This window comes from Ferrimicrobium acidiphilum DSM 19497, from assembly GCF_000949255.1.
Lineage (GTDB): Bacteria > Actinomycetota > Acidimicrobiia > Acidimicrobiales > Acidimicrobiaceae > Ferrimicrobium > Ferrimicrobium acidiphilum.
Genome location: NZ_JXUW01000051.1, coordinates 1 through 11358 on the forward strand (window position 1 = coordinate 1; position 11358 = coordinate 11358).

Below are 11358 nucleotides of genomic sequence, written 5' to 3' on the forward strand. Positions count from 1 at the left end.
CAGATTAAACCGAACTTAAGCCTAACCCACCGACCGATAGTACCTCCTACCAGGTACTTTGTCGTGGGTCAGTGCTTTTGTTCTGTCGACTTGCCTCCAATGGTGATTGGAATCGGTGATCCAATGAGTTCAAAGACCTGACGCTGTAAGGGAGTTGGTACCGAGAGCTGTTCGATGATGACCCCTTGGGTGAATTCAACCGTATTCCTGGTGAGGGTTCCAAGGTGGGCGAGCAGGGTGCCAAAGCTGTGAATCGGTTCGCCATCGGCCCCGCGTTTAGTGGCGTCTTTTAATTCAGCAGCGCGAGATCGTAGCGCGGGGGCGACTGGGTCGTGGTGTTCTGGGATCTCTTCATCTGCAAACATCAGGGGCGCGAGAGCCTCTCTCATGTGCCAGGTGACATAGAGAGCGAGCATGCTAAGAAACACGTGGGCTCTGACCCGATTCTCACTGTAGTGATAGATCGGACGTAGATCGAGATCGATGGCCTTCAGGTTGCGAAAGTTGCGCTCCACAACGCTTAAGCCCTTGTAGGCCTCTATCGCCTTGGCATCATCGAGTTCTTCCTGGCTCACCGAGGTACGTATGACATAGATCCCATCGAGTGCAGCCTCTGTCTCGATTGAGTTGGTATCTCTGACAAAGGTGAAGCTCTCATCGTCGTCGAACTCTAAGGTGCGTATTCTCGCTGAAGTTTGCCACCCGTTCTCGCTGAAATGTGCCACCCCCTAGAGGGCGCGAGACGGACTCAGGAACAATGGATGCAAAGAGGCTGTGGCATCCTTATGTGGTGACTGAAAACCAACCACCCAAAGGTGCCACATGCCCAATAGGAGGATACCAATGAGAAAGATCGAAGAGGTACTGCGCCTCAGTGCGCAGGGCAAGAGTGTCAGGGTAATCAGCCGGGAGACGGGAGTCTCTCGACCAAGCGTGGCTACGTATCTAGAGAAGGCAGCAGAGCACGAGATTGGCTGGCCACTTCCAGAGGGAATGGACGTACAAGCCCTGGAGCAGTTGTTGTTCGCGGCGGTTGAGACAACAAAGAGTACGCCCGTGATTCCCAACTGGCAGGAGGTGGCCACCGAGATACAGGCTCATAATCACCTGACCCTACAACTGCTCTGGTTCTAAGTACAAGGAGCGCAATCCAAATGGGCTCAGCTATTCACGGTTCTGTGCTCGCTACCGAGAATGGAAGAAGATCAATGATGTGGTCATGCACTTTGAGCACCGAGGAGGAGAGAAGCTCTTCTGTGACTTCGCCGGTGATACGGTCCCGATCTGGGACCCAAAGACCGGTGAGGTAAACTTCGCAGCTCAGCTCTTCGTCTCGGTGATGGGAGCGAGCTCCTATATCTTTGCCAAGGCGTTTGCCAACCAGAAGGCTGAGTCATGGACCGCAGGGGGAACAGCAGCATTCGAGTACATGGGAGCGGTTCCCATGTGTGTCGTTCCAGATAACCCCAAAGCGGTGGTCACCCAAGCCATCCAAGTACGACCCGGTATTCAACGAGAGCTACCTGGAGTGGGCCAGGCACTATGAGGTCACGATTCTGCCAGCTAGACCCCGAAAGCCTCGAGATAAGGCCGCCGTTGAAGGAGGAGTCCTGATCGTCGAACGCCAGATCCTCGCCAGGCTCCGTCACGTCAAGTTCTTCTCCCTGTACGAGCTCAACCAGGCAATCTACGAGCTCTTAGAGGAGCTGAACGCTCAAGGGTTCCAAAGACGGGAGGGGACCAGAAAGAGCGTGTTTGAGGCTGTGGACAAACCAGTGATGCGTCCTCTGCCTACTACGGCGTATGAATATGCGGAGTGCCAAGCGGTTCAAAGTCCAGATGAACTACCACGTACGGGTCCTAGACGGCTACTACTCGGTTCCCTACGATCTGGTTGGCCAGACCCTTGATGTACGGGTTACCAGAACCACAGTGGAGATCTTCTCGGCTGGAGTGCGCATAGCGAGTCACCGACGATGCGAGAGGAAGGGTCAGTACCAGACTTCTTTTGCGCACATGCCCTCGAGTCACCAGGCCCAGGCATCATGGACCCCGGCAAGGATACTCAAGTGGGCTCGGACGATAGGACCAAGTACCCAGGTGGTCTGTGAGACGATCATGTCTGGACGGCACTACCCAGAACAAGGCTTTAACCAGTGCAGAGGCATCTTCAACTTGGCATCGAAGGTCTATACCCCAGAGCGTGTCGAGGCGGCATGTGAGAGAGCAATAGCGATCCATAGCCCCCTGTACAAGAGCGTGGTCTCTATCTTGAAAAACGGACTCGATGCCGTCGCACTGACGCCACCGGCTGGACCACCACCTATTGAGCATCAAAACATCAGGGGAACCGAGTACTACAAGGAGCTGCTCGCCGGGGGTCAGGAGAACGTGACATGTTGAACAACCAGACGATTGGGACCCTGACAGACCTTGGTTTGAAGGGGATGGCAGACGCGTTTCGTGAGCAGCTAGAGAGTGTCCAATACCTCGAGCTCAGCTTTGAGGAACGCTTCGCAATGTTAGTAGACCGCGAAGCAATGGATCGAGAGGCCAGAAGGCTCGCTACCCGGCTACGTGCTGCCAAGCTCAGACATCAAGCCAGCATTGAGGACCTCGACTTTCACACCCCGAGAGGACTGGAGCGTTCGATGATCATGGGCTTTAGCTCATCTCACTGGGTAGATGCACACCAGAACATTCTGGTCACCGGTCCAACTGGAATAGGTAAGAGTTACCTTGGGTGTGCACTTGCCTACGCTGGGATTCGATCTGGCCATAGTGCACTGTACCGGAGGGCACCAGCTCTCTTTGCGGATCTAGCCATCGCCAGAGGTGATGGAAGGTATCTGAAGGTACTACAGAGCCTTTCACGTGCTGAGATACTAGTCATAGACGATTTCGGACTCACACCACTCACAGGGAGCGAACCCTCGGACCTATTGGAAGTGTTAGAGGATCGATCCGAACGCAAGTCGACCATCGTCACCTCACAGCTTCCCGTTGACTCCTGGCACGAGGCACTTGGCGATCCGACACTCTCTGATGCAGTCCTCGATCGTCTCCTGTGTAACGCTCACGTTATCCAGATGAACGGGGCCTCCATGAGGACAAAGAAGTCATGAGTGTTTGAACCGCCCCGGGTTTTACGGAGACCCGGTTATCTGTCAATCAAGTGATTGCCAGACTTCCTCTCGGCATAGTAGAGAGCTTCGTATTCGACTGGCGACATCATTCCAATCGAGGAGTGAAGTCGCCTGTTGTTGAACCAGTCCACCCACTTGCAGGTCTCCCATTCGACAGCGATCTCATCGTCGCAGATTCCAATGGCCCGAATCAACTCCGTCTTGTATAAGCCATTCAAACTCTTAAGCGAGCGCGTTATCATAACTATCACCCGTAGTTCCGACTGAAGGTCGGATGCCAGCGGCCAGAGGAGTCGCTTCAGCAGGCCACAGAGAGATACTCCGACGCCTCGATCGCTGTGATGAATGAGATCCTCGGTATCTGGCCTTGCCGCCATAGCCATTGCTAGCGCGTCGGTAGCTAGGTCACTCTTTAGGGAGTTGGCTACCTTCTGCCCGACGATCATCCTAGAGAAGACATCGATGATGGGGGCCACATAGGCCCACCCAGCTCTTGTCTTGACATATGTGATGTCGGCACACCCAACTAGTTCAAGGGAGCTCATTTGGTTCCCACGATACGAAGTGTCGCTTGATAAGGTCCTTGGGCCTCTCTAGTGATTCATCTCCAAATGGTGGTGATAACGATCCCTTTACCCCGAGTGGCACCCTTAATGCCCAGTTCACGCATGAGTCTCTCGACTTCTGCAGCGAGCCACTTCGTTGCCAGCTCTGTTCAGTACCACCCAAAGCTTCTTGGCTCCATAGACGCTGTAGTTGGCCTCGTACGTCTCAGTTATGAGAACTTTGAGCTCTTCGTCTCGGAGGGTTCTATTTGAGGGTTCTCGTCGCTTGTAGTCATAGTACGTAGAGGAGGCGAAGTGCAGTACTGTACAGATCGGCTGGACCTTCCACTTGTCCCTATTCGCGTCGATGAACGCCACTACTTGTTTCGTTTGGTTCCTGGTTGACCGTCCAGCTCGGTCGCGAAGAAAATCGATGCCGCGCATCGGATCTCGTTCGCTCGCTTTAACTCAGCGTTCTCGCGTTCGAGTTGGCGCACCCGCTCCTTGGCCGGTTTAGTCGTGCTGGGTCTAGAGCTGCTCTTGTCGGGTAAGAAGAGCCGTGAGATTGGCAGGGCGATCGTGAGCGCACCGTTGCCTTTTCGACTGGCATCTGGTGTTGCATTAGCCTCCGTCTTGGCAACGTTTATTAACCCGCATGGGATGGAACTACTCGCTTACGATTTTAAGGTCGCCACGTCTGGACAGTTGAGTTCTATTATGGAATGGCAATCGCCGAACTTCCACTCTATTACCATGCTTGCCCTCGTGGTTGGCCCTGTGGCTTTTGTGATGTGGGTGTTGTTATTTGGCCGGTCAAAGTTCGAACTGTTGGACCTAGTCTTCTTGGGAGGCACGTTCTTGGCCACACTTCACGCCATGCGATTTGTACCCATAGAGGGCATAGCATTTTGTGCACTAGCATCTCGCTTGCCTGTTCTTCGTATCGGAGATGCACGCAGATCTTGGACAACCTGGCCAGTCGCTGTTGTGCTCTTGACTGTGGTGCTAAGTCTTCCGCATCCTCCGGCGGGCACACCTAGTGTTTCAGGGATTGCGAGTCAACCAGTCACATCATCAGCGTGGTTGAAACGTCATGTTGGCAGCGAGCGTGTCTTCTCCACCTATATGTGGAACGACTACTTGATCCATCTCGGCATACCGGTGTTTGTGGATGGACGGACAGACCTCTATTTCGGGACGGGCGTGCTGGCAAAGTACATTGCGGTTTCGACTCTCACGACCAATCCAGAGCCGGTGTTCCAACGCTGGAATGTCCAGTGGGTTATGTGGCCACCTAAGTCACCTCTATCAATTTTCTTGCTCCAAAGTCATCAGTGGAGAGTCGTGCACAGAACGGCCAATGCGGTTATCTTCGAAAGACGGACTACTACTGTAGGGGAGGTGCGAGTGCTGGCGCACATGTGCCCGCTTGCCCCATGAACAGCGCATATAATACATGTGAGTTGGTACAATTGAACTTGTTGGAACGATCTCTACACCGAATGAGGTGAGAGCGATGGCTACGGTAGAAGAGAAAATACGCAAGTACGTAGCTTCATCGTCGGATGCCGCATTCCTCACCAGTGAGTTTGTGCGCTTCGGAAGCCGATCCACGGTTGCCCGAGCGCTTCGGAAACTAGTGGAGGACGAAACTCTGTACCGCGCAGGATATGGGGTCTACACGCCGTCTAGGGCTTTTGCCGATGGGCCTTACGCCGGGTACAAGATCCAGAAGTTTGACAACTCTGCCGTTGCGGAGGGCTTCTTAGTCAAGATGGGTGTGGACCCACAGCCAGGGGTGCTGGTTCGAGAGTATAACGAAGGACGATCAACTCAGGTTTCTCCCTACGCAATCATCGATGTGGGTAAGAGCCGCATTCGGCGCAGGCTTTTCAGCGGAGGAGTCAAATATGAGAAGTCTTAGCCAACAACAACTCGCCGGCATAACAGTTCTGCGTAGCCAATCCGACGCCTTACAGTCTCTTCTGCCCGTGATACTTGAGAAAGAAGTTATCGTTAAAGATGTAGTCCTTGAAGTTGCGAAAGTTGGCAGGGATTCCGGCTTCGAGCTGATATTTTCCGGCGGGACCTCATTGTCGCAGGGCTGGGGTTTAATAGAGCGGATATCTGAAGACGTGGATTTCCGTGTGATTGCACCTGAATTCCCATCCAAGAACTCCAAGTCCAAGGCACTGTCACGACTGAAGGCAGAGCTTGGCCATGCTCTACGCGGAGCAGGCTTCGACATCGACGGTGAGATTATCGGCAGAGACAGCAACCGCTAGTTCCGCGCTTCGGTGGTTTATGATTCAGCATTTGCACCAAGACAAACTGCATAACGCCCATTCGTAAAGGTGGAGTTGATGGGTGTGGATCGGCCATTCGGTATCGAGAACCGACAGGTGCAAAACATTCTGGAAAGGTACGAACTAGAGGATCAGCCCAAAGGACAACCGATCCCAATGGTGTCATTGCCTGATATCGTGTCTGATAAGGTAATTTCGTATCTTCGACGCACGGCTGAACACAAGGCCAATCCAGAACTGGCCTATCGGTATGATCCGCGACTTGTAAGGCACCTTTACGAAGTGCACCGCATAGCCGACGCGAATCCGTCTGTAATCGGTGAGGCTGCCCCTATCTTCGTCGAGACGCTCGCTCAAGAAACACAACAATATGGTGGTGAGAGGTTTCCTGTTTTCAAGGACCGTCCGGTGAGTGTTTTGCGAGATGAGCTCGACCTTCTCACAACCGATGCAGAGGCCGACAAAAACTATGCAGTCTTTGTCGATGACCTCGTTTACGGGTCAAAACCATCCTTTGATGAGGTCTCACAAACATTCCGTATGGTGGCCACAAGTTTCTTGGAAGCGGCCGTTACACCCTCACTACCTGAACAACCTCAGCAGATGATCGGTGGTTTGGGACATGGATTCGGACGACGGTTGTAAGGACAGCGCTGAATCGCCCATGAGTCACTCCGTCGAGACGCGATAGGCTGGTGAGTGGAGGTTTACTGCGACTATTCTGGTAGTGATGTTTAGCGAGCAGGTAAGGAGAATCCCACGTGGATCATCGACATTTAGAACACAATGATCTTACGCTAACTGCCATAGACGACATAATTGAGCGCGGAACTCGATCAGCCTGGGCTGAACTTGGAAGGGCTGTGCAAAACGATCCAGTTGTTCGCGCCAAGACACGACGTATCACCAACAATAGGACCACAGCAGACCCGCTTAATCAACGCTTCGCCTTCTGGGGATATTATGTCGACCACATCCAGTGACAACAACCCTCAATGGGATGAGGTGCTATCTTCTGCCGCTCGGTTGCAAACAATTTTGCCCCAGGCGGTACTAGTAGGTGGAACTGCAGCAAGTATCTATGCCCACCATCGGCTATCGACTGACGATGACCACGTTCTAACCGATCTGAAGCAAAATTTCGATGAGATTCTGGCTCAGTTGGAATCAGTGGCAGGATGGACTACTGCAAGAGTAAAGCGCCCTGTGCAAATTCTAGGAAGCCTCGACGGCATTGAGACAGGGATACGCCAACTCATAAGGCAAGAACCACTAGAAACGACCACTGTCGACATTGACACACACCACATAACCGTTCCAACCGAAGCAGAGATTTTGCGAATCAAGGCGGTCTTAATCCTCAAAAGAAATGCCACTCGGGATTATCTGGATACGGCGGCCTTGGTAGACCACTTGGGGCGAAGTCGGACGAGCAAAGCCCTCCAGTGCTTCGATGCGTTGTACCCACAGACAAATGGTGAGTCGGCACTGCAGCAGCTCGAAGTGCAATTAGCAGAACCACTTCCGTTTGATCTCGACGCAACTGAGCTGCCGAAATATAAGAATCTTGATCCCAAATGGCACAAGTGGGAGAGCGTGGTTGACACATGTCACAGATGTGCTATCTGGATTCAAGACGATATCATCATGGGCCAGCACATAGATTGCGGCTCACCTGTGATACCGCCTTCCGTTACTCCCCGTTCTGACATCCCGCGGGCCCAGCAATCCGAGTCCGCATCCAAGGGTAGCAAACCACGAGGCTACGGAAGATAGCGAGTTTTGGACGGGATTCCGGCTTCGAGTTGACCAAACGGGAGCGCAAGCTATCAAGTGCCATATTTGCAGATGATTCCATAACTGTAAGTATGGCTTTCTATATTTACAGTTGAAGCCCTATGGCCTATCGGCTGGCAGCGACAGCAGCGTCACGGTCGACTAGCTGCATAGCTTCGCTTGCTCATTTCGCGCTGGAGATGCTGACGTGTGTGTTCAGCCAGGATTTCCAGGTCGGGGTTTCGATGCTTGGCCGATGCCGCCTCACGCACCCACAGGGGCAGTCGCTCTAGCGTGGTGCAGCCGGTCCACATTCTCCCGGCCAGTCGTAAGCCCTTAGCGTGCTCTAGCCCGAGCACGGGGCGCACCGCCGGGTTTGAGCGCACATGGGCCAAACACGCTTGGGCGAAGATCTGGCGCAGCGGTTCCGGCCACTTGTCCGGTGGCACTTGTTGTTCCCACAAGTCTGCCATGGCGTGTATGGTTTGGTCCCTGTTGGAGATATTGTCCACCCTTACAGTATGCCAAAGCTGGGCAGGGGATTTGGTATATGCGTGGTCTCGAGTTGCCGTCGAGTACAAGGAGTCGCGGTAGGGACCGCACTTACGGGTGGGCCCTCGCACAGACCCCAGCGTGCGGGCCTACCGCACTGGGTTCCTGCCTCGGGTCCGACGTCGAGACTCGGGCTGGGGAGAGATGCAATCAACACTCCTCCAGTCCCCGGCACCCGCCCGGCGTGACCGGTCTGGCGGCAATGCCACGCTCGATTCGGCAGAGTGTCCGGTGCGTGTACTGCCAGCCAGTTTCCCCTCGGCTCACCTCCTTCCCCCCCCCCGCCTCCGCAGCTGAAGCCTTGTTCGACCGGTTCGTCAGTACTACGAGGTGATACGACTTCCCATGTCCGTGCATCCATAGCATTCCCTGGGCGGCACGCCCCCGATCAACGGGACGCGCGAACATGAGAACTCCCGGTTCTCGCGCATTGAGGTTCCGTACATGCACAGGGTCTCTGACCGCGCGGGGTCCCCTGACGGCTCACGATAGCACCATCAGAGATGTGGCCTTCCGCTTGTTCCGACAGCGTCGGCACCCCGAGGAACTTGATTTCGCGGCTCAATGGCTGGCCTGCACGTACCCCTATCCGACGCTTCGCCACGTCCTTGCGGGTCGTCGACGCACGGCTCACGGTCATCGTGGGTCGCTACTCCTTCGGTGTAAGGCTCTTCTATCCTCACCTCAATGCCAGTTTATCCCGGCGCTTTCCGAAACACCAGCGGCAGAGTTTCAAGGGGCGAGCGACAAGTCGCTTAGTGCATACATATCCCCCATGGCAGGTCAAACTTTTCAACATTGCAGATGCATGAAAGACGTGTCACCGCTCCGCCATAATGCCTAGTAGTCTCAAACTTTAGAAAATTCTTCGTAATGACAACACCGTTTCGCGACATTGTGCTAGGTTGTTGAGTAACAGCAGACGATACATCTGGTGATAACCTAGAAGGGGGTAAGCAAATGAAGGTACGAAATGTCATCCGGGGCGGAGCTGTAGTAGCGGCTAGCGCTGCACTTGTGAGTGTTGGTGGAGGTATGGGACTGACGGCGGCTCATTCTTCATCGCGAAGTTCCTTAGGAATGTCCACCATGAGTTCAAACTTCACAGTACAAGGTCAAGTCGGCGCTGGTAGCACGTCCACCGAATTACCCAACTACATAAGGTGATCGCAGCTGAGAAAGCTGGACAGCTCACACCCCAGCAAGCCTTTAACATACCGGTGAGCGTAGTTGTGACAGGATCTCAGGTTGTGAGTGGCACCGATCCCGTAATGCATGGATCTGCCGACCTTAATGACATATTTGGTGTAACCGTTGCGCGATTGTCTGTCTATCAAGGATTTAGCGATAATGGTAGTGTTATCACCAACCTGGCTCCAGTGAACTATGACGGCACCTATGCCTTCCCTGGTTGGAGCGTAAGCAATATTTCGACCTCCACTAGTGCTCGCGTAGTGGGAGCTTCGTCTGCCCAGACAACAACCGATGCTGTGTTTAACCTCGGATATGAGATTAGCTTGGAGACGGTCAATGCGTCCTTGACTTTCCACTTCAACGGTAATGGCTCCTGGTGGTTTAGTACTTCTGGAAACATATCGTGAGGTACCTGGCGTCAGGTCGGGAACCATACGCAGAAAGGTCTGATTCAACATGAACACAAGACTTGATCGCTGGATACCGTTTATCTTGCTCATTGGGGGAGTGATTGTCCCTGTGGTTGGTTGGTTGGTTGGAGTGTACTTGTTGTTTAGGTCGAATGTATGGACTACCAAACAGAAGGTCATAGCAGCTCTCGTGTTGCCGTTCGGACTTCTTCCAGCCTTCTTAGTGTTTTTGACTCCTGTGAAAGTAGTCGCAAGCAACAGTACTGCCGCAGCCGCCGGGCCAAACTACGGGCTGATTGTGGTGTGGATTGCACTGATTGTGGCACCAGTTCTAAATTATCGAAGTTTGAAGAGGAGCCTGCTATCGAACTCGGTAAATCGTTAAAGAACTGGAGCAACGAGGGCAAGTCGGGACGGCTGCGCAAATTACATCGAAATTACCACGCTATAATGAGGGTTGTCCAGCCCGGATGGTTGGGAGCTTTGCCCCGATTGACGTGGCCTCCAATTCGTGTCACAGAAAATGTCACGGAATTTCGAACAACCATGAATGCTCCAGACAACTCCTGAACACGATACCTACTCCTAGGAGCGTGGGTCAGTATCCCAACCTGAACCCCAGATAAGTAGCCCATTGTCGGGTGAGAATTGGGGTCATGAGAGCTGGCGCAAGGGGTGGTTGTGTGGTAAAATAGTAGCTATGAGCTGCGATGATGTCACTGTGGAACTTGTTGGTGTGACTAAGTCATCTAAGGGCTCAAAGACCAAGGCTCCCATCGGTAGTGCCAAGACCTTTCGTTCCTATGACCAGGGTCAGATGTTCCTCATGCCTCCCTCCCTTGATGACTGGCTTCCCAAAGATCACACAGCACGCTTTATCTCCGAGGTGGTAGATGAGCTCTTAGATCTTTCAGTTATCTATGCCTTCTATGTCGAGGCCTCTGGTGGGCCACCGTATGACCCGACAATGATGTTGAAGCTTCTCCTGTATGCCTACTCAACCGGGGTTACCTCCTCTCGGGAGATGGAGAAGAGATGCCACATCGATATAGCCTTTCGTTGGCTTAGTGCCAACACTACTCCTGACTATCGTTCACTGGCTCGGTTCCATCGCCGTCACGAGAAGGCCCTTGGTGATCTGTTTAACCAGGTACTGGTTCTCTGCTCCGAGGCAGGACTGGTCAAGCTTGGCAGGGTTGCTCTCGATGGAACCAAACTAAGAGCCTCGGCGTCTAGACGTAAGTCCATGAGCTATTCGCGCCTTGGACCACGGATCGCAGAGCTCGAAGCGCAAGTAGCCACAATCTTGGCCGAAGCTGAGGCAACAGATCTGGCAGAAGACGAAGCCTTTGGGGTTGACAAGCGAGGTGATGAGATCCCTGAGGAGCTTCGTCGTCGTGAGACCCGTATAGCCAAGATGCGTCAAGCC

At 53.5% G+C, this 11358-nt stretch carries 14 protein-coding genes and 1 pseudogene; 12 read left to right on the forward strand and 3 right to left on the reverse strand.

Going from position 1 to position 11358, the window contains the following annotated elements; translation table 11 throughout:
* Window positions 1-68: 68 nt before the first annotated feature.
* The gene (locus tag FEAC_RS14010) at window positions 69-725 is read right to left on the reverse strand and encodes an IS1634 family transposase (RefSeq protein ID WP_052566581.1); all 657 of its coding nucleotides are present in this window, start codon (window positions 723-725) and stop codon (window positions 69-71) included.
* 118 nt (window positions 726-843) lie between these two features.
* Between FEAC_RS14010 and FEAC_RS14015 the strand changes: the two genes are divergently transcribed.
* The 5 genes from FEAC_RS14015 (at window position 844) to istB (ending at window position 3125) form a co-directional block, all read left to right on the forward strand.
* Window positions 844-1134, forward strand: a complete 291-nt coding sequence (locus FEAC_RS14015; RefSeq protein WP_052566582.1) for a helix-turn-helix domain-containing protein — start codon at window positions 844-846, stop codon at window positions 1132-1134.
* An 85-nt stretch (window positions 1135-1219) separates the two neighbouring features.
* On the forward strand, window positions 1220-1546 hold the full coding sequence (locus tag FEAC_RS14020; RefSeq protein WP_052566583.1) for an IS21 family transposase: 327 nt from the start codon (window positions 1220-1222) through the stop codon (window positions 1544-1546).
* On the forward strand, window positions 1449-1910 hold the full coding sequence (locus FEAC_RS15710; protein ID WP_160290426.1) for a transposase: 462 nt from the start codon (window positions 1449-1451) through the stop codon (window positions 1908-1910). Before FEAC_RS14020 ends, FEAC_RS15710 begins: the two co-directional genes overlap by 98 nt.
* Window positions 1840-2403 carry a Mu transposase domain-containing protein gene (locus FEAC_RS14025; RefSeq protein WP_152623284.1) on the forward strand — a complete coding sequence of 188 codons (564 nt, stop codon included), beginning with the start codon at window positions 1840-1842 and terminating at the stop codon, window positions 2401-2403. The genes FEAC_RS15710 and FEAC_RS14025 overlap by 71 nt, the downstream gene beginning before the upstream one ends.
* Entirely contained in the window at window positions 2397-3125 is a 729-nt protein-coding gene (gene istB, locus FEAC_RS14030; RefSeq protein ID WP_052566254.1) for an IS21-like element helper ATPase IstB, read from the forward strand. The genes FEAC_RS14025 and istB overlap by 7 nt, the downstream gene beginning before the upstream one ends.
* Before the next feature lie 35 nt (window positions 3126-3160).
* Here istB and FEAC_RS14035 read toward each other — a convergent pair whose 3' ends face one another.
* Entirely contained in the window at window positions 3161-3691 is a 531-nt protein-coding gene (locus FEAC_RS14035; protein WP_035392075.1) for a DDE-type integrase/transposase/recombinase, read from the reverse strand.
* Between the two features lie 117 nt (window positions 3692-3808).
* The gene (locus tag FEAC_RS14040) at window positions 3809-4135 is read right to left on the reverse strand and encodes an IS3 family transposase (RefSeq protein WP_152623285.1); all 327 of its coding nucleotides are present in this window, start codon (window positions 4133-4135) and stop codon (window positions 3809-3811) included.
* A gap of 75 nt (window positions 4136-4210) precedes the next feature.
* Between FEAC_RS14040 and FEAC_RS14045 the strand changes: the two genes are divergently transcribed.
* From FEAC_RS14045 to FEAC_RS14090, 7 genes and pseudogenes are all read left to right on the forward strand, one after another.
* Complete coding sequence (locus FEAC_RS14045; RefSeq protein ID WP_052566585.1) at window positions 4211-5131, forward strand: hypothetical protein; 921 nt, start codon at window positions 4211-4213, stop codon at window positions 5129-5131.
* Window positions 5132-5207: 76 nt separating this feature from the next.
* A complete protein-coding gene (locus FEAC_RS15370; RefSeq protein ID WP_035392070.1) occupies window positions 5208-5615 on the forward strand; it encodes a hypothetical protein in 408 nt (135 codons plus the stop codon).
* A pseudogene (locus FEAC_RS16035) lies at window positions 5602-6642 on the forward strand (nucleotidyl transferase AbiEii/AbiGii toxin family protein). Before FEAC_RS15370 ends, FEAC_RS16035 begins: the two are co-directional and overlap by 14 nt.
* 116 nt (window positions 6643-6758) lie before the next feature.
* Window positions 6759-6980 (forward strand): hypothetical protein, encoded by a 222-nt coding sequence (locus FEAC_RS14065; RefSeq protein ID WP_035392064.1) that lies wholly within the window; start codon window positions 6759-6761, stop codon window positions 6978-6980.
* Window positions 6981-9575: 2595 nt separating this feature from the next.
* Complete coding sequence (locus FEAC_RS14080) at window positions 9576-9926, forward strand: hypothetical protein (protein ID WP_152623286.1); 351 nt, start codon at window positions 9576-9578, stop codon at window positions 9924-9926.
* A gap of 49 nt (window positions 9927-9975) precedes the next feature.
* Entirely contained in the window at window positions 9976-10314 is a 339-nt protein-coding gene (locus FEAC_RS14085; RefSeq protein ID WP_035392055.1) for a hypothetical protein, read from the forward strand.
* A 351-nt stretch (window positions 10315-10665) separates the two neighbouring features.
* On the forward strand, window positions 10666-11358 hold a 693-nt coding region (locus tag FEAC_RS14090), incomplete at its 3' end, for a transposase (RefSeq protein ID WP_160290427.1).

Coding starts and splice junctions, on each gene's coding strand:
- FEAC_RS14015 (WP_052566582.1), top strand. CDS start 844: ATGAGAAAGATCGAAGAGGTACTGCGCCTCAGTGCGCAGGGCAAGAGT.
- FEAC_RS14040 (WP_152623285.1), bottom strand. CDS start 4,135: ATGCGCGGCATCGATTTTCTTCGCGACCGAGCTGGACGGTCAACCAGG.
- FEAC_RS14035 (WP_035392075.1), bottom strand. CDS start 3,691: ATGAGCTCCCTTGAACTAGTTGGGTGTGCCGACATCACATATGTCAAG.
- FEAC_RS14085 (WP_035392055.1), top strand. CDS start 9,976: ATGAACACAAGACTTGATCGCTGGATACCGTTTATCTTGCTCATTGGG.
- FEAC_RS14025 (WP_152623284.1), top strand. CDS start 1,840: ATGAACTACCACGTACGGGTCCTAGACGGCTACTACTCGGTTCCCTAC.
- FEAC_RS15370 (WP_035392070.1), top strand. CDS start 5,208: ATGGCTACGGTAGAAGAGAAAATACGCAAGTACGTAGCTTCATCGTCG.
- istB (WP_052566254.1), top strand. CDS start 2,397: ATGTTGAACAACCAGACGATTGGGACCCTGACAGACCTTGGTTTGAAG.
- FEAC_RS14020 (WP_052566583.1), top strand. CDS start 1,220: ATGCACTTTGAGCACCGAGGAGGAGAGAAGCTCTTCTGTGACTTCGCC.